The organism is Pseudomonas putida group bacterium ESBL64 (genome assembly GCF_045277175.1).
Taxonomy (GTDB): Bacteria; Pseudomonadota; Gammaproteobacteria; order Pseudomonadales; family Pseudomonadaceae; genus Aquipseudomonas; species Aquipseudomonas alloputida.
In genome coordinates this window covers 3,177,784-3,202,873 of sequence record NZ_CP145799.1, presented here as the reverse complement: position 1 = coordinate 3,202,873, position 25,090 = coordinate 3,177,784, and the positions used below count along the sequence as shown (strand labels likewise).

Sequence of the window (25,090 nt, the reverse complement as noted above, 5' to 3'; positions counted from 1 at the left end):
GCCCGCTCCCACAGAGATTCCGCAAACGTTGAAACCGGTGGTGTACCTGTGGGGGCGAGTATGCCCGCGAATGGCCCCCATTAATCCAACAGGTTGACTTTGGTCAACCCCGCTACGCTTGAATCTTCCAGAATCAGCCTTATCTATAAAGGCATCTCAGGCAGGTTTCTTTATAAACAGGCGCTGTCCATCGCTCCGACCTGCCCTTTAAAGGAAGGTACACCATGCGAATAGACCGTTTAACCAGCAAGCTGCAACTTGCAATATCCGATGCCCAGTCTTTGGCCGTTGGCATGGACCACCCTGCCATCGAGCCCGTGCACCTGTTACAGGCGCTGCTCGAACAGCAGGGCGGCTCCATCAAGCCGCTGCTGATGCAGGTAGGCTTCGACATCAATGGCCTGCGCCAGGGGCTGGTGAAAGAGCTCGACCAACTGCCAAAAATACAGAACCCTACCGGCGACGTGAACATGTCGCAGGACTTGGCACGCCTGCTTAACCAGGCAGACCGCCTGGCACAGCAGAAGGGCGACCAGTTCATTTCCAGCGAGCTTGTGCTGTTGGCCGCCATGGACGAAAACAGCAAGCTCGGCAAGCTGCTGCTGAGCCAAGGCGTGAGCAAGAAAGCGCTGGAAAATGCCATCAACAACCTGCGTGGCGGCGCGGCAGTGAATGACGCCAACGCCGAGGAATCGCGCCAGGCGCTGGACAAATACACCGTCGACCTGACCAAGCGTGCCGAAGAGGGCAAACTGGACCCGGTCATTGGCCGTGACGATGAAATCCGCCGTACCGTGCAGGTGCTGCAACGCCGTACCAAGAACAACCCGGTGCTGATCGGTGAGCCTGGCGTGGGTAAAACCGCCATCGCCGAAGGCCTGGCCCAGCGCATCATCAATGGTGAAGTGCCCGACGGCCTCAAAGGCAAGCGGCTGCTGGCGCTGGACATGGGCGCGCTGATTGCCGGTGCCAAGTACCGCGGTGAGTTCGAAGAGCGCTTGAAAAGCCTGCTGAACGAACTGTCCAAGCAGGAAGGCCAGATCATCCTGTTCATCGACGAACTGCACACCATGGTCGGCGCCGGCAAAGGCGAGGGTGCCATGGACGCCGGCAACATGCTCAAGCCGGCTCTGGCCCGCGGCGAGCTGCATTGCGTAGGTGCCACCACGCTGAACGAGTACCGCCAGTTCATCGAAAAGGACGCCGCCCTGGAGCGCCGTTTCCAGAAGGTGCTGGTCGAGGAGCCGAGCGAGGAAGACACCATCGCCATCCTGCGTGGCCTGAAAGAGCGCTATGAAGTGCACCACAAGGTGGCCATCACCGACGGTGCAATCATCGCTGCGGCCAAGCTCAGCCACCGCTACATTACCGACCGCCAGCTGCCGGACAAGGCCATTGACCTGATCGACGAAGCGGCCAGCCGCATCCGCATGGAGATTGACTCCAAGCCGGAAGTGCTCGACCGCCTTGATCGCCGCCTGATCCAGCTGAAGGTGGAGTCGCAGGCGCTGAAGAAAGAAGAAGACGAAGCGGCGAAAAAGCGCCTAGAGAAGCTGACCGAGGAAATCGAGCGGCTGGAGCGTGAGTATTCCGACCTGGAAGAAATCTGGGCTTCGGAGAAAGCTGAAGTGCAGGGCTCGGCGCAGATCCAGCAAAAGATCGAGCAGTCTCGCCAGGAGCTGGAAGCCGCCCGTCGCAAAGGCGACCTGAACCGCATGGCCGAACTGCAGTACGGGGTGATCCCGGACCTGGAGCGCAGCCTGCAGATGGTCGACCAGCACGGCAAGACCGAAAACCAGTTGCTGCGCAACAAGGTCACCGAGGAAGAAATTGCCGAAGTGGTGTCGAAGTGGACCGGCATTCCTGTGGCCAAGATGCTCGAAGGCGAGCGTGAGAAGCTGCTGAAGATGGAAGAGCTGCTGCACCAGCGCGTGATTGGCCAGAGCGAGGCGGTAACCGCCGTAGCCAACGCCGTGCGCCGCTCGCGTGCCGGCCTGTCCGACCCGAACCGGCCAAGTGGTTCGTTCCTGTTCCTCGGCCCGACCGGTGTGGGCAAGACCGAACTGTGCAAGGCGCTGGCCGAGTTCCTGTTCGACACCGAAGAGGCGATGGTGCGCATCGACATGTCCGAATTCATGGAGAAGCACTCCGTAGCGCGCCTGATCGGTGCACCGCCAGGCTATGTAGGGTATGAAGAGGGCGGTTACCTGACCGAGGCCGTGCGGCGCAAGCCTTACTCGGTGGTGCTGCTGGACGAGGTGGAAAAAGCCCACCCGGATGTGTTTAACGTGCTGCTGCAGGTGCTGGAAGACGGCCGCCTGACTGACAGCCACGGGCGCACCGTGGACTTCCGCAACACCGTGATCGTGATGACCTCCAACCTGGGCTCGGCGCAGATTCAGGAACTGGTGGGTGACCGCGAGGCACAGCGTGCGGCAGTGATGGATGCGGTGGGGGCGCACTTCCGTCCGGAGTTCATCAACCGCATCGACGAAGTGGTGGTGTTCGAGCCATTGGGCCGCGAGCAGATTGCCGGTATTACCGAAATCCAACTCGGCCGCCTGCGCAGCCGCCTGCTGGAGCGCGAACTGTCGCTGAGCCTGAGCCCAGAGGCGTTGGACAAGCTGATTGCCGTGGGTTACGACCCGGTGTACGGCGCACGGCCGCTGAAGCGGGCGATCCAGCGCTGGATCGAGAACCCGCTGGCGCAGCTGATTCTGGCCGGCAAGTTCCTGCCCGGTACGGCGATCACCGCCAAGGTGGAAGGCGACGAAATCGTCTTCGGCTGATTGTGTTGCACCATGAGCCCCGCGTTTGCGGGGCTTTTTTCTGCCTGTTGCCCATGCCGGCCCCTTCGCGGCCAACCCTGCGCAGATTTTTGCAGGCTATGCAGCCCCTCGTAGGCGCGGGTTTAGCCGTGAAAGGGCCGGCACAGCCCAGCTATTTCGGGCCTTTGCGCCAATCTTGGATAACCGCCTGAAATTTTTGAAATTTTTGCTTGCATCAAATTTAGAGTGCCCCTAATATACGCCGCGTTGTCAGGCACTAAGCGAATCACCAGCAACATCAGTGATCGCAAAACAACTTACAAATCAGTAAGTTGAATGAAAAAAAGTGGTTGACAAGCAAAACGAAGAATGTAGAATAGCCGGCCTCAGCAGCGACAACGCGAAAGCGAAGAAGCTAAAGAGTCCGAAGCGAACACAGTCTTCGGAGTTGTACCGAAGTTCAGTTCCGCGATAGCTCAGTCGGTAGAGCAAATGACTGTTAATCATTGGGTCCCTGGTTCGAGTCCAGGTCGCGGAGCCAATCTCGGGGTGTAGCGCAGTCCGGTAGCGCGCCTGCTTTGGGAGCAGGATGTCAGGAGTTCGAATCCCCTCACCCCGACCATTTTCCGGGTCGTTAGCTCAGTTGGTAGAGCAGTTGGCTTTTAACCAATTGGTCGTAGGTTCGAATCCTACACGACCCACCATGTAGAAAAGGGCATCTCAAAGAGATGCCCTTTTTTTTGAAACACTCGGGGTGTAGCGCAGTCCGGTAGCGCGCCTGCTTTGGGAGCAGGATGTCAGGAGTTCGAATCCCCTCACCCCGACCATTTTTGGGTCGTTAGCTCAGTTGGTAGAGCAGTTGGCTTTTAACCAATTGGTCGTAGGTTCGAATCCTACACGACCCACCATGAACAAAGGGCATCTCGCATGAGATGCCCTTTTTCTTTTGCCTCGAAAAATGCGCCCATCGGTGCAAATCCCACCTGCATCTATTTGCCACACCGCCCCCTTTGTAGGAGCGGGTTCACCCGCGAATGCGGCAGTGCAACCACCATCGCATTCACAGGTAAACCCGCGCCTACAGGGCATGCGGGCGCCTGTTAGTGCAGCTTCAGGCGCGGCTCGGTACCCCGGCCAATCTTGCTGCCCAGCATCATCAACGCCGTGCGGAAGAACCCGTACAGCGCCATCTGGTGCATGCGGTACAGCGACACATAGAACATCCGCGCCAGCCAGCCTTCCAGCTTCACGCTGCCCATCAGGTTACCCATCAGGTTGCCCACCGCCGAGAAGCGCGACAGCGACACCAGCGAGCCATAGTCCTTGTACTCGTAAGTCGGCAGGGCCTTGTTCTCCAGGCGCGCCTTCAGGCTTTGCGCCAGCATCGAAGCCTGCTGGTGCGCCGCCTGTGCGCGCGGCGGCACGTTACGGTCGCTGCCAGGTTGCGGGCAGGCGGCGCAGTCACCGAAGGCGAAGATGTTGTCGTCGCGGGTGGTTTGCAGGGTAGGGCGCACGACCAGCTGGTTGATGCGGTTGGTTTCCAGGCCATCGATGTCCTTGAGGAAACCTGGCGCTCGGATACCGGCTGCCCACACTTTCAGGCTGGCCTGGATCACTTCACCGTCCTTGGTTTTCAGGCCGTCCTCGGTCACTTCACTGACTGCGGCGTTGGTCATCACCTTCACCCCGAGTTTTTCCAGGGTTTTGTGAACCGGTACGCTGATGCGCTCCGGCAGCGCCGGCAGAACGCGCGGGCCCGCCTCGATAAGGGTGATGTGCATGTCCTTGGGCTGGATGCGGTCCAGGCCATAGGCCGCCAGCTCGTGGGCAGCGTGGTGCAGCTCGGCCGCCAGCTCTACACCGGTGGCACCGGCGCCGACAATGGCCACGCTGATTTTCTCGCTGGCCACGTCGCCGGCGTGGGCTCGCAGGTAGTGGTTCAGCAGTTGCTGGTGGAAACGCTCTGCCTGCTTGCGGGTATCCAGGAACAGGCAGTGCTGCGCTGCGCCCAGGGTGCCGAAGTCGTTGGTGTTGGAGCCCACGGCAATCACCAGGGTGTCGTAGCCCAGGGTGCGCGCAGGCAGCAGCTCGCGGCCCTCTTCGTCGAGGGTGGCAGCCAGTTGAATCTGCTTGCCTTCACGGTCCAGGCCGCTCATGCGCCCCAGCTGGAAATTGAAGTGGTTCCACTTGGCCTGAGCCACGTAGTTCAGTTCGTCTTCCGAGGAGTTCAGCGAGCCGGCGGCCACTTCGTGCAGCAGTGGCTTCCAGATGTGCGTGAGGTTGGTGTCCACCAAGGTGATTTCGGCCTGCTTGCGCTTGCCCAGGCTTTTACCCAGGCGGGTCGCCAGTTCCAGGCCGCCGGCGCCGCCGCCGACAATCACGATGCGATGAGTCATGGGAATATCTCATAAGGTTTACGGAATTCGTGGCCCTGGGGGCCGGCCGCAAACTGCGCGAGGGGAGGGCGAGCGCGAAGCAGCTCATAGCACCAGTCCACTCAGCAGGCGGCTGATGAGACCCAACCCGATGGTCACGGCCAGCACCAGCACAAGGAGCAGCCACGGCCGGAAGGGCCTGCGCTCGACTTGGTGCTGGGGGGCTCGCAGATACTCATCGACACGACGCTGATCTTCCGGGTTCAGGCGACTGGTCATGGTGGGCCTCGTCAGGTAGACGTTTGTGACTGCGCAAACGCTACAGCGTTCGCGCAGGCGCTTGAAACAAATGATAATGCTTTCTATCCCTGGCGCCGAGTGTACGCCATCGCAAACAGTCGCTGCACTGGATCAAAGACTGATGCCTACGTCGAAGACGATGCTGCGGCCCAGGTTGCCGCGCAGGAAATCCGGCGCATCGGGGTGGGCAAACAGTACCCGGGCAAAGGTTGGCCCGACCAGCGACAGCGAGCGCCAGCCTTGGCGCAGGTATTCGGTAGGCGGCGGGAAGTGGGTGTTGAGGTCGAGCACTTCGCGCTTGAGGCTGGAGAACGCGATGATGTCCAGCTCGTTCAGCTCCAGCCCGCGTTCCCGGTAGTTGTGCGCCTTCTTGCGCAAGGTGGGCGCCAGGCGCCCCAGCAGTTCGGTGGCACTGATGCGCCGTGGGCGTGCTTCGCGGCGTACCAGCTGCGCCAGGGAAAACGCACTGCGCCGCCGCTGCAGCTCCTCGCGCCATTCATCGTTCAGCCGGCGGCCCTCGTCGAGCACGAAAAACACCTCGAAGGCGGCGTCGCGGAACAGCACGTCTGGTGGCTCCTGCCCCGCCGGGGTGAAGTCCTCGCTGCGGTAGGGAATGTTCAGCCCCTGCAACAGGCGCTGGCACACCCAACGCTCCCGCTCCCACTTACGGGCGTTGGAGAGAAAGGCATTGGCTTGTTCGGCCTGGATGGTAAGCAGGCGCAGGTAGTCTGAGTCATCCATGCAGACAAGCTTAGCCGCTAATCGATGACGGTAAGATGCTGTTTAAGCGTGAAAATCAGCCCAGCACCGGCCACTGCTGCACCAGCCCGACCAGATGCACCACGCCAAAGCCCAGGCAGATCAGCGAACTGACCACGATAAAACGCTGCGAACGCCCGGTGCCCGCCAGCAATCCTGGCCCCAGCAGGCCGCGTAGCAAGTACACCAGGGTGATCAGGCAAATGACTGGCAGCAGCAAGGGCAGCCGCCCGATCGCCCCGGCAGCCGACAGCGCATAGGCCGACCAGGCCAGCAACACGCAGGCGATGGCGGCGGTGATCAGCGCCGGGTAGCAGTGGCCCTTTTCGGCGGCCACCGCCATGCGCTCACCGGCCCCGAACAAACGGTACCAACGCGGCCCCACGGCGATGATGGCCAGGTGAATTACACCGATGATGGCGTTGAGTGCCGCTGCCAGTAGCAGGGCGGGGTTGGTTCCTTCCAGCATGACCAATGCTTCCTGCATCGAACGGAAGCGTCAGCCTACCGCAGCCGAAGGAATGGGAGAATGGGTGTAGACTCGGTTTTATCCACATGGCCGCAAAGGGTATTGTTCAGGTGATCAGCGCGCAGGTGTTATCCGGCACCACCCTTACCCTTGGCTGGCTGGGTTATGTGCCGTTGTTGATCTGGGCGGTGAGCCGGGTTCGCTGGGTTGAACTGTTTACCGACCGGCGCCGCCAGCATTTGCTGTTTGGCACGGTGTTCTGCCTGTTTGCGCTGTGGCTGGTGCGGCGCGACTTTGATACCGGGGTGTCGTACCACTTTATTGGCATGACGGCGGTTACCCTGTTGCTGGACTGGCCGCTGGCGGTGCTGGGTGGCTTCATGGCCCAGCTTGGCTTGCTGGCGCTTGGGCGACAAGACCTGGCGGCGTTGGGGGTGAACGGCTTGTTGCTGATTGGTTTGCCGGTGCTGATTACCGAGGTGTGCGCGATAGTGGTCGAGCGCGCCCAGCCGCGAAACCTGTTCGTTTATATCTTCTGTTCGGGGTTCTTCCCGGCAGCGCTGACCGTGCTGATTTGCGTCCCCGCAGCGCTAGGGGTGTTGTGGCTGGACGGGCGTTTTGCCCTGCCGGAGTGGCTCAGCGACTTTGTGGGCTACCTGTGGCTGATGATGTTCCCCGAGGCGTTCATCAACGGCATGGTGATCAGTGCGCTGGTGGTGTTTTGCCCCGAGTGGCTGGAAACCTTCAACCGCACACGGTATTTGCAGGCGCCCTGGAAGGAAGATGAGCGGTGATCATGCGGCGGCTCTGCCATCACATCTAAAACCTGACGCGGTCTCTGTGGGAGCGGCCTTGTGTCGCGAAAGGGCTGCGAAGCAGCCCCAGATTCGGTGGTAACTCAAAAAATGCCGGGGCTGCTTCGCAGCCCTTTCGCGACACAAGGCCGCTCCCACAGGCCGGCACAGCCGCCTTGCAATCAGCTCAATGCCGCGGCTCCAGGTCCCCCGAATACAGCTCATCTTCGGACCCTTCCGACCCCGCAATCTTGTGCTCCTCGGCTGCCCAGGCGCCCAGGTCGATCAGCTTGCAACGGTCCGAACAAAACGGTCGGAACGCGTTTTTTTCGCTCCATTCCACAGGCGCGCCGCAAGTCGGGCAATCGACGGTCAATGGCTGGCTCATGGCTGGCCTCCTTTCAAAGTCAGGTAAAAGTGGTGCAGGCGGTCAATCTGCTCATGCAGCGCGGCCAGGCCGCCGTCGTTGACCACCACATCATCGGCATGGCGCAGGCGATCCTCACGGGCCAACTGCGCCTGCAAAATGGCCTGCACGTGCTCGGCACTGGTGTTGTCCCGCGCCAGGGTACGGGCTATTTGCAGGTCCTGCGGCGCATCGATCACCAGTACGCGTTGGGTCTTATGGTGCTGGCCCGATTCGATCAGCAGCGGCGACACATAGACCGCATAAGGCGACTGCGCCTTGGCCAGATAGCTGAAAATCTCCTGACCGATCAGCGGGTGCAGCAGTTGCTCCAGCCATTTGCGTTGCGCTGGGTCGGCGAAAATCAGCTGGCGCAGGGCGGCGCGATCGAGCTGGCCGTCGCCCTGCAGCACGCCCGGGCCGAAGCGCTCGACGATGCTGGCCAGGGCCGGGCGACCAGGTTCGACAACCCAGCGCGCCGCCTGGTCGGCATCGACCAGGTGCACGCCAAGCTCGACAAAGCGCTCGGCAGCGGCGCTTTTGCCGCTACCAATGCCGCCGGTCAGGCCGAGAATCCAGGGGGTAAAGGCCGCAGTGGTCATCAGTATCCAAGCAGTTGTATGTATGAGGCGTATATTTCATCACCCCAGAGCACGGCAATCCACCCCGCAATTGCCAGATAAGGGCCAAACGGGATAGCCGTGCCCAAGGCATGCCGGCGAAAACGCAGCAGGCACAGGCCAAACAGCGCCCCCACCACCGACGACAACAGCAGTGTCAACGGCAGCACCTGCCAACCCCCCCACGCCCCGATCAGCGCCATCAGCTTGAAATCGCCATAGCCCATGCCTTCCTTGCCGGTGACCAGCCTGAACACCCAGTACACCGTCCACAGGCTGAGGTACCCGGCCACTGCGCCCCACAGTGCGTCGGCCAGGGGCACATGGATGCCAAAGGCATTGACGATCAGCCCTAGCCACATGGTCGGCAGCACCAGCACATCCGGCAGCAGCTGGTGGTCCGCATCGATCAGGCTCAGCGCCAGCAGGCACCAGGTCAGCGGCAACGCCAGCAACGCCTCTACCGAAGCGCCGAAGCGCCAGGCCACTACCAGCGACAGCAGCGCGCTGGCCACTTCCACTGCCGGGTAACGCAGGCTGATGCGGTTTTTGCAGGACGAACAGCGCCCGCCCAAGGCCAGGTAGCTGATGACCGGAATGTTCTCCCACGCACGAATCCGGTGCGCGCAGTGTGGGCACCGGGAGGCGGGCAGGCACAGGTCGAAACGCGGGTGCTGCGTGGTCGGCAGCCCCAATACCTCTTGCGCCTCACGCTGCCATTGGCGCTCCAGCATGATCGGCAGGCGATACACCAGCACGTTGATAAAGCTGCCCACCAGCAGGCCGAGCACCGTGGCAAGGGTGAGGAAATACGCTGGCTGTTCAGCCAGCAAAGCCCATAAAGTCATGTTCAGATCAAACTACCCAACTGGAAGATCGGCAGGTACATCGCCACCACCAGGCCACCCACCAGCAAGCCCAGGATCAGCACGATGGCCGGCTCCAGCAGGCTGGTCAACTGGTCCAGCGCCTGGCTGACCTGTTCCTCGTAATGGCTGGCGGCTTTTTCCAGCATCTGGTCCAGCGTGCCGCTGGATTCACCGATGGCCGTCAACTGCACCAGCAAGGGGGGAAACAGCGGTTCACCGGCCATCGCCTGGTTCAACCCTTGCCCATTGGCCATGCCTTGGCGCAGCCGCAACACCGCCTGCTCGTGAAGGTCGCCACCCGTTACCCGCGCCACCGTACCCAGCGCATCCAGCAACGGCACCCCGGCGCCGTAGGACGTTGCCAGGCTGCGCGCAAACCGCGCCAGCGCTGCCTGCCCCAGCAACTTGCCAAACACCGGCAAGCCCAGCACCCGCCGAGATATCCACAGGCGCGCTGGCGCGTGCTGCCGGTACAGCTGGCGCACGGCAACACCCAGCACCAAGCCCATCACCAGCAGCAGCGGCGCAAACCGGCTCAGCCCTGTGGACAAGTTGATCACCCATTGGGTAAATGCCGGCAACGCCGCGCCCATGCCCGAGAACATGCTCTCGAATTTAGGAATCACCTCCAGCAACAAGATCGCCGACACCCCCAGCCCGGTCAGCAACAGCAGCAGCGGGTAGATCATCGCCTTGCGCACCTTCTTGTGCAGCACCCGACGCTGCTCCAGCATGCCGGCCAGCTGCTCCAACTGCCGGTCGAGCGTACCGGACTGCTCGCCCACCCGTACCAGGTTGCAATACAGCGCATCGAACCATGCCGGGTGACGCTGCAACGCATCCGCCAACCCCAGGCCCGAGGCCACATCCTGTTTCAATCTTTCCAGCAACGCCGCCTGCGCCGCATCGCAACCACTGCGGCCCATCACCTCGAACGCTTGCAGCAGCGGCACGCCGGCCTTGAGCAACGTCGCCAACTGCCGGCTGAACCCCGCCGGGTCTGCCTTTTCGCGCCGCTTTGGCAAGCTGAACGCCAGCCCGCTGGCCGGCCGCAAACTCGCCACCGTGATGCCCTGGCGAATCAGCCCGGCGCGCACATAAGCCGGGCTGCGCCCGGGTGTTTGGCCGCTGACCGGCGCGCCATTGGCGTCGGTGCCGTGCCAGCGGTAGAGAAGTGAAGATGAAGTCATGCAAAGGTCCTTGTTCAGCCCCGTCGACAAGCCTGGAAACAGCTTGCCGCGTCCATGCAAGGGCACGCGTCCGTGATGCTCACTAGAGTAGTTCAGCGAAGATGACGCCCGTGCGGGCAGGGGTGACAAAAGGTGTCTGTTCAGGCCTACTGCGCCGCTGCCGGTTGGGGCGCAACTGACCTCAATGTGTAAGCGAATCAAAAAGGAACTACGTTCATGAAAGGGCAACGCGGTATCACCCTGATCGAACTGATGATCGTCGTCGCGATCATCGGCATTCTGGCGACCATCGCCTTACCGATGTACACCAACCACCAGGCACGCTCCAAGGCCGCGGCCGGGTTGCTGGAGATCAGCGCGCTGAAGACGGCGATGGATCTGCGGCTGAATGATGGAAAGGATGTAGCGGATGTAGCCGCCCTGGGTGGCCAGCCGGCGACGGCGCATTGTGCGATCACGGCCAGCGGCAAGGCCGCGGATGGCAGCGGCAGCATTGTCTGCACCCTGGTGGATGCGCCGGCCAACGCGCTGGGCAAGGCCCTGACCCTGACGCGTTCGGCCAGCGGCTGGGCGTGCACGACCGACATCGAGGAAGACCTAGCGCCCAAAGGGTGCAAGGGGGCTTGAGGGCAGGGCAATAAACCAGCGGAAACAGGGGTTTGCGTTACGGGTGTGAGCAGTGGTACGTTGCGCTACACGCCGGTGTAGCTCAGTCGGTAGAGCAGCGCACTCGTAACGCGAAGGTCGCAGGTTCGATTCCTGTCCCCGGCACCATTAAAATCAAAGGCTTGCAGCAGTGCGGGCTTTTTTATCATGGGTCGGGCTAGCATGGGGCTAGCTGAAATGACGGTTCGCTCTGCGGAAATCTTAGGGTTTCTTTCTTTCGCGTTAAGCATCTCGCAGATTCATGTCATATAGCTCACACACCCCGCACCTTAGAGCTCTCGCCGTGCCGCGGGCTTCCTTTTGCTCACAGTTTCTCATCATCCGCACATCTCCACATCCTCCCGCCATGTCTCCAAAGATGTTTTGCAGCCGATTTCTTGGCCGGTTGCATCAGTGTGAGGAAGGGCGTGCCGATAGCGATCGGCCCATTAGGTACTCAGCTACTCCGGTACAGCATGACGATCATGCATCTCGTATAGTCGCAGCTACTCAAACAGCCGGTTCGATTCAGGCAGGTCACTACGGGGTTCCCATGGACTTATTCTCAAGAAAACCGCCTACAGACGGTAGTGATACCTTGAGCTTTCTGCGACCGGCCGCAGCCATAATCTACTTACCGTCGGAAGCGGTTATTGTGATATAGCCTCCCATTCGCTGCGCTGTCCGTGCGGAGGTGCACCTATGAAAGATGACCGGCTGCGTCCAAGTCGGTCTGGTGGGGTAGGCGGGGGCTGTAAGGGCTCCTGCTTTTCCACCGTTGTTAGTGAATGGATCGCAGGGGGAGTCAGGATTCGTCATAAGTCACCGACTCATACTTTGCTCAATAGGTCAGACATCATCCACGTGAGAATAAAAGGAGAGCGATACTATGGAATATAATTCGGCACGTGCTTTGGAGCTACTACGCTTGGGTTCAGGGCGCCTAGATGCCACATTCCGGGAAGGCCAAGAAGAAGCTATACGCCATATCGTTGAGGGTAAAGGGCGCTTATTGGTCGTTCAAAAAACCGGTTGGGGCAAGAGCTTCGTATACTTCATTGCTACGAAACTTCTCAGAGAAGGTGGTGTTGGGCCCGCCCTGTTGATCTCACCGCTTCTGGCTCTGATGCGAAATCAGGTTGCAGCGGCAGAACGGATGGGTGTTCGAGCCGCCATGATCAACTCAGATAACAAGCAAGACTGGGCAACAATTGAATGCCAGCTTGTTGACGGTAGCATTGACATCCTCCTGATTTCTCCGGAGCGTCTCGCAAATGAGCGCTTCCGTGCGCACGTCCTAGCGCTGATCGCCGCGCGAATCTCCCTTCTGGTCATTGACGAAGCGCATTGCATCTCAGATTGGGGGCACGATTTTCGTCCACACTATCGATTGCTGGAGCGCATGATCAAAATTATGCCTTCCAATCTTCGCTTACTAGCTACCACCGCTACTGCTAACAATCGAGTGATGGGGGACTTACAGGCAGTGCTTGGTCCCACTATTGACGTTGTCTGTGGAGATCTCAATCGTGCATCGCTGACTTTACAGACACTTCGCCTTCCTAGCCAAGAAGAGCGCCTTGCCTGGCTTGCTGAGCAATTGAGCGCGTTGGTTGGCCACGGCATAATTTACACTTTGACCGTGCGTGATGCTCTCATGGTGACTGGATGGTTGAAGAGTCGAGGCTTTGCCGTTGAGGCCTATACAGGGCAGACAGGCCCTCGTAGAGAAGAGTTTGAGCACGCCCTGTCTAATAATGAAATTAAAGCTCTTGTTGCAACCCAGGCATTGGGAATGGGGTACGACAAGCCCGATTTAGCGTTCGTGATCCACTACCAAATGCCAGGCTCGGTAGTTGCGTACTACCAACAGGTCGGTCGAGCAGGGCGTGCTTTAGACACTGCGTATGGTGTTTTACTCAGTGGTGAAGAGGAAAATAAAATAACCGATTGGTTTATAAGTAGTGCATTCCCGACGAAAGACGAGGTTGCTGAAATTCTTGAGGCGCTTGAACATGCGCCGCTTGGATTGTCTATTCCGGATCTGCTTGGTAAGGTGAATTTGAGTAAGGGGCGGGTCGAAAATACTGTAGCGTTGCTATCACTTGAATCTCCTTCGCCTATCGCTAAGCAAGATACTAAATGGCAACTTACAGCGGCAAGGTTGGGGCAAGAGTTTTGGGATCGTGCGGAGCGGCTCACCGCGCTGCGACAGCACGAACACCAACAGATGAAAGACTATGTAAAACTGCCATTCGGGCAACATATGGCGTTTTTGATTGATGCACTGGATGGCCTTCCAGGCACAGTCAACATGCCAACTCTGCCTCCGCTGCCTAGCACGGTAAATCCTGATCTAGTTAAATCTGCAGTTGCTTTCTTGCGACGTACAAATCTTACTATCGAACCTCGCAAAAAGTGGCCTGCCGGAGGTATGCCATTAAATGGTGTAAAGGGAGCGATTTCTGTCGATCGCCAAGCCCGTCCCGGTAAAGCCCTTTGTATATGGGGGGACGCTGGCTGGGGCAGCATGGTAAGAGATGATAGGTATCTCAAGGGGTATTTTTCCGATGAACTAGTTCAGGCATGTGTTGAAATGATAAAAAATTGGGGGCCGAACCCTGCTCCGCAATGGGTTGCCGCTATTCCTTCTTTGAAGCATCCAGAAATCGTGCCTAATTTTGCGCAAAGGTTAGCCACGGCGCTAGGTCTTCCATTCTTCAACGTTCTCTCAAAAACGGAGCACAGGCCTGAGCAAAAAACTATGGCAAACTCTACTCAGCAAGCGCGCAACATTGATGGCTCCCTTAGGGTCAATACAGTAGTACCCTATCAGCCAGTGCTTTTAGTTGATGATATTGTTAACTCTCGATGGACTCTGACTGCCGCTGCTTGGCTGTTACAGGAGGCCGGCTGCCAAGCTGTATGGCCTATGGCTCTATCTCTTACCGGCCATGAAGAATGATGCTATCAATTTCCAATAACACCCAGGCGATATTGCTGTTAACCGCTCCGTTAATCGTTGGTCGCGGATCGCAAGCGTCAGACTTGCTATCGCCTGCAGAATACAAGCGCCTAGCTAGCTGTTTACATCGAAACCAAAAGCAACCTGCCGATCTTCTCGCTCCGGAGTACCTTGAGACTCTTCGACTTTGCCAGTCCCTAATTGACGAAGCTAGATTGCAACGGCTATTGGGACGGGGCTTTTTGTTGAGCCAGGCGGTTGAACGGTGGCAGGCCCGAGCTATCTGGGTCATCAGTCGTGCCGATCCAGAGTATCCAAGGCGTCTTAAGGCTCGGCTCCGTGGTGATGCTCCAGCATTGCTATACGGCTGTGGAGATATCTCGTTACTTGAGACTGGGGGGCTAGCTGTCGTTGGGTCTAGAAAGATCGATGATAACTTGGTCGATTATACAACATCGATCGGCCGACTAGCAGCATATGCTAACAGAACGATTATATCAGGTGGGGCAAAGGGGGTTGATCTAGCTGCGATGCGAGGCGCATTGCAGTCTAGCGGTAAAGTTATTGGTGTACTTGCTGAAAATTTAGAGCGAACCGCCATGAATCGCGAGGAAAGGAACTACTTGCGAGATGGTAAGCTGGTGCTTGTTTCTGCATATGATCCTAACGCCGGCTTCAACGTTGGTCATGCTATGCAACGTAATAAGCTTATTTATGCGCTGTCTGATGTGTCCTTGGTGGTCAATTCGGATGTTAATAAGGGTGGAACTTGGGCGGGTGCTGTTGAGCAGTTAGATAAGCTTAGATATGTGCCTGTATTTGTTCGCTCTACCGGTGAGCCCTCGATCGGTCTCGATGCATTGTGCAGTCGAGGGGCAGAGCTCTGGCCGAATCCTCAGGATGCCGAGGCGCTTAACAAAATATTTCTCACTAAAAATTCAAATTCGAGATCAGATGAGCCTCGGCAGCCAGAGCTATTATTATCATCAGCTGATTTAATTGAAGATTACCCTAGCGAGCGTCGGACATTACCTGAAGCTCCAGTTCAACATCTTTCATCTAAAGGGTATAGTTCTCGCGTTGTCCCAGTCACGTCAGAAGTAGAGGCAGTCGATGAAGCGATCAAACAACGATCTGAAGTGGAGAAGGAATGTGCAGAGTTACTATTTATAACAGTTAGAAAGCTAATTCTTAAGCTGCTTGAAAGCCCGGCAAAAGATACTGACGTTGCAGCGGCCTTAGATGTCACAAGCAAGCAGGCTAAAGTCTGGCTTCAGCGTCTCGTTGATGAAGGTTTGGTCGAAAAACAAAAAAATGACTTAGAGTATGTTATTAGATAGTCGTACTTACAAGGAAAAGTGCATTAATCAAGGGGGAGTGTATTGATGGTTGTTCCGCCTAAGATTCATGTCAGTTAGACATTGTCCGGTAGGCTAGAAAATCTTTTTCATGCAGCTTTCCCCCAGGAGTGGTTCCTGCGATCGGCTGTGATGGATAAAAATCAAGCGCAGCAGGTCGTGCCGTATAGAAAATGGTATCGCGCTTGTGAGTTGCAGACTATTTAGTCAGGCAGGAGCGTTTGGTGGCCGATGTAATCTTTGGGTGATGCGAGGATCTTAATTTTAAGCTGCGACTTATTAGGTGTGGTATGAACTAAAGTTAGCGCTGCCTGAACCTCAGATTAACTGCAATCAAATCATTCTGGGGCGTGCTAATGTAAAGTGAAATTACGACTATCCTGTGCACTGGTTGCTGCCGGCTATTAAGACCCATTGCACTCGATATGAGTATCGCAAATTAAAACGTTGACTCTTAATCTTACTGTGAAATCACCTCCCAGTCAGCAGAGCTGCTGGGAGATATGATTTTTTAAGTGGCTGGATGAACGCTCGAAGAGTACGCGTTGTTAATATTTTTATTTCGCCGAGCAGCACCATCCACAAAGATATCTGTAATATAAACAATCTTGAGATTCAGAGACGACTAATTGTGTAGTCTACCTAGCGCTGCCTTAAGATCGTCTTTCAAGTCCTCCATGTCCTCGAGTCCGATCTGTAGTCGCAATGCTGTACCCTTTGGAATTCTGCTCGTTACGGTGCGATAGGGAGAGCAGTCGAAAGGTGTTATTAAGCTCTCGAAGCCACCCCAAGAGTAGCCCATTCCAAAAATGCACAAATTATCAAGCATTAAGGCTAGAGCTTCATTTGTATAGACTTTTTTGAGTACTATTGAAAACACGCCCGTCGAGCCCAGGAAATCACGCTTCCAAAGGTCGTGACCAGGACATGACTCAAGGGCTGGGTGCAAAACAGTTTCAACTTCGGGTTGTTGGGAGAGCCAACGAGCCAGTTCCAGCCCACGCTTTTGGGCCTCGTGAACCCGAAGATGAAGCGTACGAAGTCCTCTGAGTGCAAGAAAACAATCTTCTGGACCAGGTAGCATTGCTATCGCATCGTAAGTCTTACGAAGTAGCGGCCAAGTAACTTCATTCGCCGTGACTAATCCCATCAGCAGATCGGAATGCCCCCCCAAATATTTAGTGCCGGCCTCTACAGATATATCACAGCCATGATCATGCGCTCTGAAAAATAAGGGGGTGGCCCATGTATTATCTAAGATTGTCTTTACACCAGCTTGCTTTGCAACACCTACGATCGCGGGTACATCTTGAATCTCAAAAGTCTGAGAGCCCGGAGACTCAAGCAAAATCGTGGACGTATTGCTCTTAATCAGATCGCTTATGCCCTCTCCGATTAGCGGGTCGTAATAATTTACTTCGATACCAAACTTTTCAATCAGGCTGTCGCATAGTTGCCGGGTAGGCCTATACGCAGTATCGGGAATGAGGATATGGTCCCCACTTTTTATTGTCGTAAAAAATGCCAAAGCTAAAGCGCCAAGGCCGGACGGAGAAATTACAGTGCCGGCCGCACCGGAGAGCTGTGTCCAAGCATCCTCTAAGGCTTGGATGGTTGGCGTGCCTAACGTGCCGTACGCAAATTTCGCTCGAGCGTTTTCAAAGTCATCCAAGGTTTTAAAGACAACGGTTGATCCCCGATAGACTGGCATATTGACGAAGCCAAGTTGAAGATCATGGTCGCGTCCGCTTCGGGTTAGTTGTGTCGAAACTCCTAACTTACTATTCATAGAATTCATGTAGTTCTCCCTAGAAACTTCCGAGATTTTTCATTCAAAAAACTTTAGGAAAGGCGAGATAATCAGAAGGACGCCATATCCTACTACATAATACGTAGCTTTAGATCTCAAGCTCTTGAGTGATTCTACTTTCCAGATTAGGTAGCAAGGTACGAGACATGTAGTTATGCCATAAACGGGGCCAATGACCTGGAGAATTAGTACAGTCGAAAAATTTGCTTGAATCCATACCCAGAGCATTAGAACAACCATTATGCAGAGGATGAAATTAAACGCTCTAGAATCATTTGCATCAAAATTAATTAGTCTCTTAAGCAGGTTTCGCACAACCCCTTTGAGCGCTTCCATAAATCCAAGATAAATGCCAAAAAATGCGCTGAGGATAGCCGCAATGTTGAGCGTGACCGACATGATCTTCACCCATGAACCGGGCACGACCTTCGCTGCGATAGCGAGCGCTGATATATTTTGTGCCAATGCATTTTCGGCGTCAGCCTTGCTCACTGTAAACGCAAATGAAATTGTAAAAAACAGAACTGCGACCACTAAAACTACGTAAGCAATACGGTTGACACGAACACTTTTCATCGCTGCAACATATGGGTCGGGCTCAAGCTTTCTATAGGCTATATTCATTGGGTTAAGGATCTGAACATAGAGTATTGAGAAAAGCGCGAAAGGCAAAGTTAGAAGTACATCTCGAATATAGGAGGTAGCATCACTTAATGCGCTGACTTTAGTGAGATCCCAATAAGGAACCATAATCATCGCTAAGATCACAATGATTCCAAATTTCGCAACAACCATTGGCCCAGCTACTCTAAATAGCACTCGTTCGCCTTGCGCCGATATGGCGACTAGAACGGCCATCAAGATCAAGCCGTACCACCATGTTGATGACAACGACGTCTGAGAGACCCCAAAAGTGTTTAAATATGATGCGCTATCGTGCGCGATTGAGCTCGCATAGGTTACGATCCCTGCGAATAACATTACGAAGTAGATCAATCCCAGGGCAACCCCCCAGTTTTTTCCTAGATAATAGCTGATCGCACTAGTGTAATCTTCGCAGTTGCCTGATTGAATGAGGGTTCTCAGAAAAAGATTCTGGATATGGTAGACGGCGGGATAAGACAATGCTACAGCACCAAGAAATACCCACAATCCTTTTAACCCAACTTGAACTGGCATGAAAATTATGCCAGAACCGATCGCCATCCCAATACATAGCACTACCCAGCCAAAGTCATAGGTCGTAAACGGTATTTTACGGCGCTCGCTGTTAACGCCAACAAATCCAGGGCTGATTTCCATGATACCACCACTTGTTGTATTTATAGGGCAGGTCAACATATGTGTAATCCGTGAAGCAACTACGGCATTAATTGCATTCATGATGTGCTCTCGCACTAGCGCGAAGGCATTTTCACCGGCTTTCCACTGTGCGGCAGAAGGCGTACTTCCCGGAATCATCATTTCGACTAGGATGATATTCCATGCATTCGGAGCTTGTGCTGTATAATTTTCAGCTGCAGATGCAGGATTTTCAGAGCTTTTGTATTAATTGCTCATTTGATGATTTGATTGGTGCTTTTAATTATGGAGGGGGTTCGGCTAGCATGGCCTACTAGCCGATTTCTGAAGCCATTTGCCAGGTCATAACTCCCTTGGTACGCCGAGCCATGATATCAGCTGTTCTTTCATCCATTTAGTAGCATCGTTCTGGTGAAGGTTTTTAGGGGTGTAAATCTTGAGTCCATACATAGGAGATGGGAACGGTGCGTCATAGACACTCAGCGGTGCTGCGCATGATATCTGCAGAGCGACTCTTCTTGGCATTGTCATAAGATAGTTTGTCTGTGCAACTATGAATGGAGCGGCCATCATACTTGGCAGCCTCACAGCAACCTTTCTGGTTAGACCGTTTTTCTTTAGCGTTTTCGATATTGCGCTAATCGAATCTCGCCAGGGTGTTACCACTACATGACGCTCATTCATATAAACTTCTAGGGTCAAGCTGTCGCCTATTCTCGGATGTCCGCTTCTAGAGACCACTACATAGTCATCAGTAAAACAATCTATTACTTCGACTTGCTCTGATATATGTCTATCGTCTTCGGCATAACCTAGTGCAAAGTGTACTTTGCCAGCAATCAAATCTTCAACTGAGTCGTAGTGTGTTGAGTAAACAACTTGGATCTCAATGTTTGGTGCTTGTGACTCCAGCTTGGATATAAACAAAGGCAGCAAAGCATAAGAAGTGAAGTCTGTAGCCGCAAATACAAAAGTCTGTGTACTAGATTCGGGTTGAAATTTTACCGCGGGACTTAGGACAAAATTTAGCTGATTCAAGACTTGAGAAACGCCTCGTGCCAACTCTTCAGCATGGATGGTCGGCACCATCGTATTGCCTGCTCGAATGAAAAGATCGTCAGCTAGGGCAAGGCGCAGTCTGGCCAGGGCATGGCTGCACGCAGACGGGCTCATGGACAGCTCGTCTGCGGCAGCTGTCACGCTGCGGTGCCTCACCATTGCCTCGAATACTAGTAGTAGATTCAAGTCAAGTCGCCGTAGTAAGTCATGCATAGAATTCAATCACCAATGAAAATGTTGCAGTACCTTGTGCGTTTTTCTTGACTATCATGTATACCGATTTTACGCAACACGATCAACACATGTGCCTAACTGGTCGCCCTCGCATCAAATATATTGTCGTACCGGGCGCTCCTAAAGACTAGCTGCCTCTGGAGTTAACATGAGCTGGAATGAATCACTCAATACCGTTCTCAATCGTTTCGCAGAATTTTCGAAATTGAGCCCAGATACTAGCCGTGGCTTAGCAACAGTTGCCAATGTCCCTGTTAAACACTTGGACAAGAAAACTCATGAACTCATCGCGCTGGCAGTCGCTATTACAACTCGATGCGATACCTGCATCGCGTTACATGCTAAGGAGGCGGTAAGCATAGGGGTGACGAAAGAAGAGGTAGCAGAGGCGTTGAGTGTAGCAATCTCTTTGAATGCCGGGGCCGCTGCATCATACACTGCTAAAACCTTCGATGCATTGTCTAGCTTCAGTGTTACGCAATAGCCCGTAACCTTCGAGGTTCATAAGTCATTCAATGCCCTCGCTTACTAAGGAGCTAACATGATGACATCAAAAAGTCAGACCTCGGTGGCCATCATAGGCGCCGGTTTTACTGGGTTGTATACTGCAAAAAGGCTTTCCGACCTAAATATAAGCGCCGAAATACTTGAGTCCTCATCGGTAATCGGTGGGGTCTTAGCGGATGCGGGGCCTGGCACAAGCGGTCTCATTACTGTGTGGCCAAGCTGCCAAACAAATGTTTACAACTTGGCAAAAAATTTGGGCGTTCATTTAAGTCGCACCGCTTGGCAAGGAAAAGACATAATTGAATCCCTTCCAAATATTTTTGAGTTTAGAGATGCTACCCAGCGCTACGCGGAATCGGTTGGCGTAAAAATAGTTAACGCAGATTTGATTTCAGCTCTGGTTCGATCTATAAGAACGCCCATCCGATTTAATGCTGAAGTAAAAGAAATCGTTAAGACTAATAATCGGTTCAAACTCAGGGGGAGGATACTAGACGAGGAAAAAAGCTATACCCACGTTGCGCTAGCGATTCCTCAGTCCTCGATAAATATTTCCGGATCTCCTCTGTTTCATATTAAGAAAGCCGACACACCTATAATATGGAGTTCATCTAAGTACCAGGCATTTTATTCTACGGATTTTTGGTCTGAAATGGGGCTCAGCGGCAACGCATTCAGTCAGTGCGGGCCTCTTAGAGAGGTGCATGGTTTTGAAATTAATAGCAGATTCGGCGTCGAATGCACGATTGGATTTCATGAAAAACGTGTAGCGCAAATGACCGATGAAGAGCTCAAATTTCAATGTCGTCAGCATTTGCAAAGATTATTTGGCTCTGACTGTGGCAGTCCAGTAGTTGAAAGAATTATTCGGGGCCAAAGCAAGTCGAATGATTTAACTTCCTCTGAAGTAAATCATTATCTTTCAATGGGAGACGATAGTACGGCAATGGCTTCTGAAATTTCCTATCTACATCGTAATCTGCTTGAGATGTCTGTATGCGCAGTTGATCAATTCTTGCGTAAGCTTAATGAATGACCACTATGTGAATGAAGCGAGAGTCAAAATGACAAAATCTAAGCAACAAATATTTTTACTAATAGGTGCGCTTGCAGTATTGGTTAGCGTATCGGCGTGGATTACAGATTTTGCTAGCATAGTCTACCCATGCCCATATTGCAGAATTCAGCGGTCAATCATTGGCTTATTGGGATTGCTAATTCTTTTGGGTAACAACGTCAACTTCTTGGTTGCTCGATGGTTAACTATCTGCTTGGGTTCATACGGATTCATTATCGCTGTATTGCAAAACTTTAACTCCGGTTGGCTTCTCATGTTTCAAGATAAGTTCGAGTTTTATACGCCGATATACTTGGACTCTTTCCTACTTTCAACCTGTGCGGCTCTCATTATCAGTGCTGAGATAGTTGTTTTGCTGGAAATGACAGGTTTTAGACGGACTGCTGGATCTAGCATTGGCGTGAGGACGTAGTTAAGCTAGAGCTCTGACTCGCCATAAGACAGAAGCAACTGCCGGTGTCTTAGGGTTTGTAAGTAAAACTGCTAGCCTCTCTATGTGACTTTAACCCTTGGTATACGGTAAATCGTAAGCCAGGGGTTTTTTGACAGGGCAACATTCATAATTGTTCTCCTTTCAACTCGTTTGCCTCTAAGAGCATTAGTAAGCGCTCAATGAGCTCCACATTCAATGCTCCGGCCTGACATCTTATGAAATGCTCCATTCCTTTCGAAAGTCCATCTAGCATTTCGTATGAATTCAGTCTCCGGGACCCCTTCGGCGACTATGTTCTGTCCAAATAGTTGCTAGAGTAAGTGGTCAGCCAGAGCACGTATGACAAAGCTGTAATCGTTCACATCGAAAATATTGCGCTGCTGCGCTAGCTGGTGTTTGGCCCTAGATCCGAGCAGACAAACTATCCTTCAACACTGCAGTTGCATCGCTTAAGGGATCCTTGGCGGAGCCAAATCTTGGTGATCGATTCAACCGCAGTACGCGCAGCCCGAGCCTCATCTGGCGCCGGGACAAAAGGGGGCCTGACGAGCCTGGCGATCATGCTCTAGGGCGCAGTCGCGGCGGCCTGATTACCAAAATCCACGCGCTCTGCGACGCCAACGGAACACCGCTGCGCTTTCTCCTCTCTGGCGGTCAATCTAGTGACATCAGCTACGCGCAACCACTGCTGGACGAGGTCCAGCATTCCGTCGAGCCAACGTGGCCGCCCGCGCAAGCGCTGCAGATGGCTGCTCGCAGACAAGGGCTACGACGCCGAAGCGCTACGCCGCTACTGCGACCAATATCGAATGCAACCCGTCATCCCGCTCGATGCAGCGCGAGCCCAAGCCTGGCTTACCCAGACTGTTTGACCTGCCCAAATACCGACAGCGCTGGACCTCAGCTTGGACTCGAAAGAACGCTGGGATTTTCAGATCGAAGGTTTGCGGATGAGTGGGGGAAAGGTCCTCGCTAACGTCACTTACGAAGATGTAAAACGTTTCCATGAGAGCAAGGCATACACAATCCAATTGGCGAGGGAGCATCACATTCGAATAGAAATGAGCCTGCTTCAGACCATTGTCCCTCTGCTTTCGGCGCGTAACTGGTCTCTGATTCGCTCCGATGATGACAGCGGCTCATTCATCACTACTGATCGTCCGGTCTTAGTGGAGTTCGAGGAGCCGGATAATGTCCCCGCCTTCTACCGCAGATCTCCTGGCTTTGGCTTGGACAAGACTTACCTCTATTTCCCTGTTTCGAAACATGTCTCTTTGCTCGGGCAGTTTTCTGAGCGGCAGGCGGAGATGGGGGTGACACGCACTATTGTAGCCAGTCTCAACTCTGCAATGTTGGGGTCGGTTTACCGCTAGGTGTACGCCCCTGGCCTGGATTTTCCAGTGATGTCAGCCGATGGCGAAGTCATAAGCGGGAAGGCGTTGGTCAAGTAATGAAGCTTCGAGGTCGTTTTTATCGCGCTGTCCCCCCTGCCGACACGATCCAAAGCCACGATGCCGTTGTTCGTGTCCGCTTCTGGCCGATTGCTTCCCTTCGTGAAGGGCAGCACTGGGTCGTTTTCTACCGGTCCTTACCTAGCATATTACGCGGGTGTAGGTAGCTCTCACTGGATCCTTCGCAAGTCCCGATTCGATTCCACTGAAAGCCATAACTAGCTGATTTATTTATAGATACCTTATGAGGTACGGCTATAAATCCACCAAATTCCAGCCCCGAGAAAACCGGGCCCTCACGGCCAACAACCGTCCGTCTGTCTCCGCACCAGACAATTTGGCCGATGGTGATTTTTGCTATCGGGCCATCAATGTAAGCCAGCCTAATGCGGGCTTTCTTATGCCTGTCTTTTCTCATCAGGCCTGCAAACCTCGGACTTAGCCGTTCCACCCCCCTGTAGGAGCGGGTTTACCCGCGAACACGGGCGAAGCCCGTGCCATCCACCACCTACCCAACGCAATTAAACATGGTCCTATAACCCAAAGGCCGAATCACATGCAGTTCCTGCTTCCCAGGCGCAGCAACGACCTCTAGCACCCTCCGGCGCGCTGTGAATGCATAATCGGTAGTGTGGTGCCGGTTTTGCCCGTGCTTAAGCTTTTAATCGGCAAAATATTGCTGGTTCCTGCCGTGCGCACTAGTTTAATCGGCATTCAAATACTGATTAATGGTGTCGCGATGCCGCTCAGACTCACGATCCTGGCTTCTCCGATGGTGCATGGCGCGAGGCAGCGAAGAACCCCGAGCGTATTGCTGATGGAAGCTGCCTTGTCGCCTACGACGACTACTTCATCACGATCTGCTGAACCGCATTCTAGGGAACACCGATAACCAAGGCCGCAACACCTCCATCATGCGTGTGGGTGGGAGGTTTCGTTTGGCGCCAATCTATGACCTCGCGGCAACGATCCTGGATGAAGAGGGCATCACACGGACGACGAAGTGGGCGGCGGAGCGCAAGGGGTCTTCTAATTGGCGCGACAACTGCGCCGAGCTTGTTGGTTACACTGATCCCGATGTCCTGCTGCAACGGTTGATGCATGCGCCTGAGGCATTCAGGGCGTTGCCCGATCTGTTGACCGATGCGCCTGAATCGATGCGCAATGCAGCCTCTCTACCTGTGAATAACCTGGATAAACGACTCGTGGAGTGGGGACTGCGATGAAAAAACTACAGCCTGAAGACCGCGCCCAGCTCGTAGAGGATATCGTCAAGCGCAACGCGGCAGGGTTCGATCCAATTAGGACATCCATCCGCCGTCTGCGGCTCGAAGTCACAGGGCTTGATCAAAAGACCTTCGCGGCCATGTGCAAGATGTCCACGAAAAGCCTGTACGAACTGGAAAGCGGGAAGTCGAATCCGAAGCTCAGCACTTTGGAGGGTGTGCTGCGTCTCTTTGGCGTGCGGATGGGTATGGTGATGACTGCCAAAGATAAGCCCACTGCAACGCTCGTCGGCAACACGGTCGGCCAGTTGAAGGCTGGTGGGGCAATCGCGGTGGGCGCGCCGCTGGCCAGTTCCTGCGTGGTGGCCGGACCGAAACGAGGGAAAAGCCCTGCGGCAGCCAAAGCGAAGAAGGCAGTGTCGAGGCCGGCATCGCCACGGGCACGGAAAAGCAGTCAGGAACAGTGAGATTG

The 25,090-nt window shown here is 54.6% G+C and carries 22 protein-coding genes, 6 tRNA genes and 1 pseudogene; 18 read left to right on the top strand and 11 right to left on the bottom strand.

Going from position 1 to position 25,090, the window contains the following annotated elements; all coding sequences use genetic code 11:
• Window positions 1-224 precede the first annotated feature (224 nt).
• The 6 genes from clpB (at window position 225) to V6093_RS14585 (ending at window position 3,676) form a co-directional block, all read left to right on the top strand.
• Window positions 225-2,789, top strand: a complete 2,565-nt coding sequence (clpB, locus tag V6093_RS14610) for an ATP-dependent chaperone ClpB (protein WP_003247550.1) — start codon at window positions 225-227, stop codon at window positions 2,787-2,789.
• 444 nt (window positions 2,790-3,233) lie between these two features.
• A tRNA-Asn gene (locus V6093_RS14605) sits at window positions 3,234-3,309 on the top strand.
• 4 nt (window positions 3,310-3,313) lie between these two features.
• Window positions 3,314-3,390, top strand: a tRNA-Pro gene (locus V6093_RS14600).
• A 6-nt stretch (window positions 3,391-3,396) separates the two neighbouring features.
• Window positions 3,397-3,472, top strand: a tRNA-Lys gene (locus V6093_RS14595).
• Between the two features lie 46 nt (window positions 3,473-3,518).
• Window positions 3,519-3,595: transfer RNA gene (locus tag V6093_RS14590), tRNA-Pro, on the top strand.
• Between the two features lie 5 nt (window positions 3,596-3,600).
• A tRNA-Lys gene (locus V6093_RS14585) sits at window positions 3,601-3,676 on the top strand.
• 192 nt (window positions 3,677-3,868) lie between these two features.
• On the opposite strand, the gene V6093_RS14580 is transcribed toward V6093_RS14585, so the two are convergent.
• The 4 genes from V6093_RS14580 to V6093_RS14565 all read right to left on the bottom strand — a co-directional run bounded on the left by V6093_RS14580 (window position 3,869) and on the right by V6093_RS14565 (window position 6,671).
• On the bottom strand, window positions 3,869-5,164 hold the full coding sequence (locus V6093_RS14580; RefSeq protein ID WP_003247549.1) for an NAD(P)/FAD-dependent oxidoreductase: 1,296 nt from the start codon (window positions 5,162-5,164) through the stop codon (window positions 3,869-3,871).
• A gap of 84 nt (window positions 5,165-5,248) precedes the next feature.
• The gene (locus tag V6093_RS14575) at window positions 5,249-5,422 is read right to left on the bottom strand and encodes a DUF3094 domain-containing protein (RefSeq protein WP_008091951.1); all 174 of its coding nucleotides are present in this window, start codon (window positions 5,420-5,422) and stop codon (window positions 5,249-5,251) included.
• Between the two features lie 132 nt (window positions 5,423-5,554).
• On the bottom strand, window positions 5,555-6,184 hold the full coding sequence (locus V6093_RS14570) for a DUF1780 domain-containing protein (RefSeq protein WP_003247546.1): 630 nt from the start codon (window positions 6,182-6,184) through the stop codon (window positions 5,555-5,557).
• Between the two features lie 55 nt (window positions 6,185-6,239).
• Complete coding sequence (locus V6093_RS14565) at window positions 6,240-6,671, bottom strand: hypothetical protein (RefSeq protein ID WP_014859438.1); 432 nt, start codon at window positions 6,669-6,671, stop codon at window positions 6,240-6,242.
• A gap of 86 nt (window positions 6,672-6,757) precedes the next feature.
• On the opposite strand from V6093_RS14565, the gene V6093_RS14560 reads away from it, so the two are divergent.
• Window positions 6,758-7,465 carry an energy-coupling factor ABC transporter permease gene (locus V6093_RS14560; protein WP_014859437.1) on the top strand — a complete coding sequence of 236 codons (708 nt, stop codon included), beginning with the start codon at window positions 6,758-6,760 and terminating at the stop codon, window positions 7,463-7,465.
• 187 nt (window positions 7,466-7,652) lie between these two features.
• Here the strand turns inward: V6093_RS14560 and yacG are convergent, their stop codons facing one another.
• The 4 genes from yacG to V6093_RS14540 are packed head-to-tail and all read right to left on the bottom strand — an operon-like array spanning window position 7,653 to window position 10,550.
• Window positions 7,653-7,853: a DNA gyrase inhibitor YacG gene (gene yacG / locus V6093_RS14555; protein ID WP_003247540.1), complete on the bottom strand. Its 201-nt coding sequence runs from the start codon at window positions 7,851-7,853 to the stop codon at window positions 7,653-7,655.
• Window positions 7,850-8,473 carry a dephospho-CoA kinase gene (gene coaE, locus V6093_RS14550; RefSeq protein ID WP_004575721.1) on the bottom strand — a complete coding sequence of 208 codons (624 nt, stop codon included), beginning with the start codon at window positions 8,471-8,473 and terminating at the stop codon, window positions 7,850-7,852. Before coaE ends, yacG begins: the two co-directional genes overlap by 4 nt.
• Complete coding sequence (locus tag V6093_RS14545; protein ID WP_143999535.1) at window positions 8,473-9,339, bottom strand: A24 family peptidase; 867 nt, start codon at window positions 9,337-9,339, stop codon at window positions 8,473-8,475. The genes coaE and V6093_RS14545 overlap by 1 nt, the downstream gene beginning before the upstream one ends.
• 2 nt (window positions 9,340-9,341) lie before the next feature.
• Entirely contained in the window at window positions 9,342-10,550 is a 1,209-nt protein-coding gene (locus V6093_RS14540) for a type II secretion system F family protein (RefSeq protein ID WP_047605132.1), read from the bottom strand.
• A gap of 216 nt (window positions 10,551-10,766) precedes the next feature.
• On the opposite strand from V6093_RS14540, the gene V6093_RS14535 reads away from it, so the two are divergent.
• The 4 genes from V6093_RS14535 (at window position 10,767) to V6093_RS14520 (ending at window position 15,500) form a co-directional block, all read left to right on the top strand.
• Window positions 10,767-11,177 (top strand): pilin, encoded by a 411-nt coding sequence (locus tag V6093_RS14535; protein ID WP_012051131.1) that lies wholly within the window; start codon window positions 10,767-10,769, stop codon window positions 11,175-11,177.
• Between the two features lie 71 nt (window positions 11,178-11,248).
• Window positions 11,249-11,324: transfer RNA gene (locus V6093_RS14530), tRNA-Thr, on the top strand.
• Window positions 11,325-12,084: 760 nt separating this feature from the next.
• Window positions 12,085-14,160: a RecQ family ATP-dependent DNA helicase gene (locus V6093_RS14525; RefSeq protein WP_047605131.1), complete on the top strand. Its 2,076-nt coding sequence runs from the start codon at window positions 12,085-12,087 to the stop codon at window positions 14,158-14,160.
• The gene (locus V6093_RS14520) at window positions 14,157-15,500 is read left to right on the top strand and encodes a DNA-processing protein DprA (protein WP_406669539.1); all 1,344 of its coding nucleotides are present in this window, start codon (window positions 14,157-14,159) and stop codon (window positions 15,498-15,500) included. Before V6093_RS14525 ends, V6093_RS14520 begins: the two co-directional genes overlap by 4 nt.
• A 643-nt stretch (window positions 15,501-16,143) precedes the next feature.
• On the opposite strand, the gene metC is transcribed toward V6093_RS14520, so the two are convergent.
• The 3 genes from metC to V6093_RS14505 all read right to left on the bottom strand — a co-directional run bounded on the left by metC (window position 16,144) and on the right by V6093_RS14505 (window position 19,902).
• Window positions 16,144-17,316, bottom strand: a complete 1,173-nt coding sequence (gene metC, locus V6093_RS14515; RefSeq protein ID WP_080756809.1) for a cystathionine beta-lyase — start codon at window positions 17,314-17,316, stop codon at window positions 16,144-16,146.
• Between the two features lie 30 nt (window positions 17,317-17,346).
• The gene (locus V6093_RS14510) at window positions 17,347-18,711 is read right to left on the bottom strand and encodes an amino acid permease (RefSeq protein ID WP_230623092.1); all 1,365 of its coding nucleotides are present in this window, start codon (window positions 18,709-18,711) and stop codon (window positions 17,347-17,349) included.
• Between the two features lie 261 nt (window positions 18,712-18,972).
• The gene (locus V6093_RS14505; RefSeq protein WP_080756808.1) at window positions 18,973-19,902 is read right to left on the bottom strand and encodes a LysR substrate-binding domain-containing protein; all 930 of its coding nucleotides are present in this window, start codon (window positions 19,900-19,902) and stop codon (window positions 18,973-18,975) included.
• Between the two features lie 169 nt (window positions 19,903-20,071).
• Here V6093_RS14505 and V6093_RS14500 point away from each other — a divergent pair, with 169 nt between their 5' ends.
• The 7 genes and pseudogenes from V6093_RS14500 (at window position 20,072) to V6093_RS14470 (ending at window position 25,085) form a co-directional block, all read left to right on the top strand.
• Window positions 20,072-20,407, top strand: a complete 336-nt coding sequence (locus V6093_RS14500; protein ID WP_406669538.1) for a carboxymuconolactone decarboxylase family protein — start codon at window positions 20,072-20,074, stop codon at window positions 20,405-20,407.
• Between the two features lie 57 nt (window positions 20,408-20,464).
• Window positions 20,465-21,466, top strand: a complete 1,002-nt coding sequence (locus tag V6093_RS14495) for an NAD(P)-binding protein (RefSeq protein ID WP_406669537.1) — start codon at window positions 20,465-20,467, stop codon at window positions 21,464-21,466.
• On the top strand, window positions 21,459-21,920 hold the full coding sequence (locus V6093_RS14490) for a disulfide bond formation protein B (protein WP_155293980.1): 462 nt from the start codon (window positions 21,459-21,461) through the stop codon (window positions 21,918-21,920). The genes V6093_RS14495 and V6093_RS14490 overlap by 8 nt, the downstream gene beginning before the upstream one ends.
• Window positions 21,921-22,420: 500 nt before the next feature.
• Window positions 22,421-22,835 (top strand): annotated as a pseudogene (locus V6093_RS14485) (transposase); the annotation flags it as partial.
• 11 nt (window positions 22,836-22,846) lie between these two features.
• Complete coding sequence (locus V6093_RS14480) at window positions 22,847-23,314, top strand: DUF4238 domain-containing protein (RefSeq protein ID WP_406669536.1); 468 nt, start codon at window positions 22,847-22,849, stop codon at window positions 23,312-23,314.
• Window positions 23,315-24,216: 902 nt separating this feature from the next.
• On the top strand, window positions 24,217-24,618 hold the full coding sequence (locus V6093_RS14475; RefSeq protein WP_258230014.1) for a HipA domain-containing protein: 402 nt from the start codon (window positions 24,217-24,219) through the stop codon (window positions 24,616-24,618).
• Window positions 24,615-25,085 (top strand): helix-turn-helix domain-containing protein, encoded by a 471-nt coding sequence (locus tag V6093_RS14470; RefSeq protein WP_047605126.1) that lies wholly within the window; start codon window positions 24,615-24,617, stop codon window positions 25,083-25,085. Before V6093_RS14475 ends, V6093_RS14470 begins: the two co-directional genes overlap by 4 nt.
• The last annotated feature ends 5 nt before the right edge of the window (window positions 25,086-25,090 follow it).

Coding starts and splice junctions, on each gene's coding strand:
- clpB (WP_003247550.1), top strand. CDS start 225: ATGCGAATAGACCGTTTAACCAGCAAGCTGCAACTTGCAATATCCGAT.
- V6093_RS14580 (WP_003247549.1), bottom strand. CDS start 5,164: ATGACTCATCGCATCGTGATTGTCGGCGGCGGCGCCGGCGGCCTGGAA.
- V6093_RS14575 (WP_008091951.1), bottom strand. CDS start 5,422: ATGACCAGTCGCCTGAACCCGGAAGATCAGCGTCGTGTCGATGAGTAT.
- V6093_RS14570 (WP_003247546.1), bottom strand. CDS start 6,184: ATGGATGACTCAGACTACCTGCGCCTGCTTACCATCCAGGCCGAACAA.
- V6093_RS14565 (WP_014859438.1), bottom strand. CDS start 6,671: ATGCTGGAAGGAACCAACCCCGCCCTGCTACTGGCAGCGGCACTCAAC.
- V6093_RS14560 (WP_014859437.1), top strand. CDS start 6,758: ATGGCCGCAAAGGGTATTGTTCAGGTGATCAGCGCGCAGGTGTTATCC.
- yacG (WP_003247540.1), bottom strand. CDS start 7,853: ATGAGCCAGCCATTGACCGTCGATTGCCCGACTTGCGGCGCGCCTGTG.
- coaE (WP_004575721.1), bottom strand. CDS start 8,473: ATGACCACTGCGGCCTTTACCCCCTGGATTCTCGGCCTGACCGGCGGC.
- V6093_RS14545 (WP_143999535.1), bottom strand. CDS start 9,339: ATGACTTTATGGGCTTTGCTGGCTGAACAGCCAGCGTATTTCCTCACC.
- V6093_RS14540 (WP_047605132.1), bottom strand. CDS start 10,550: ATGACTTCATCTTCACTTCTCTACCGCTGGCACGGCACCGACGCCAAT.
- V6093_RS14535 (WP_012051131.1), top strand. CDS start 10,767: ATGAAAGGGCAACGCGGTATCACCCTGATCGAACTGATGATCGTCGTC.
- V6093_RS14525 (WP_047605131.1), top strand. CDS start 12,085: ATGGAATATAATTCGGCACGTGCTTTGGAGCTACTACGCTTGGGTTCA.
- V6093_RS14520 (WP_406669539.1), top strand. CDS start 14,157: ATGATGCTATCAATTTCCAATAACACCCAGGCGATATTGCTGTTAACC.
- metC (WP_080756809.1), bottom strand. CDS start 17,316: ATGAATTCTATGAATAGTAAGTTAGGAGTTTCGACACAACTAACCCGA.
- V6093_RS14510 (WP_230623092.1), bottom strand. CDS start 18,711: ATGAATGCAATTAATGCCGTAGTTGCTTCACGGATTACACATATGTTG.
- V6093_RS14505 (WP_080756808.1), bottom strand. CDS start 19,902: ATGCATGACTTACTACGGCGACTTGACTTGAATCTACTACTAGTATTC.
- V6093_RS14500 (WP_406669538.1), top strand. CDS start 20,072: ATGAGCTGGAATGAATCACTCAATACCGTTCTCAATCGTTTCGCAGAA.
- V6093_RS14495 (WP_406669537.1), top strand. CDS start 20,465: ATGATGACATCAAAAAGTCAGACCTCGGTGGCCATCATAGGCGCCGGT.
- V6093_RS14490 (WP_155293980.1), top strand. CDS start 21,459: ATGAATGACCACTATGTGAATGAAGCGAGAGTCAAAATGACAAAATCT.
- V6093_RS14470 (WP_047605126.1), top strand. CDS start 24,615: ATGAAAAAACTACAGCCTGAAGACCGCGCCCAGCTCGTAGAGGATATC.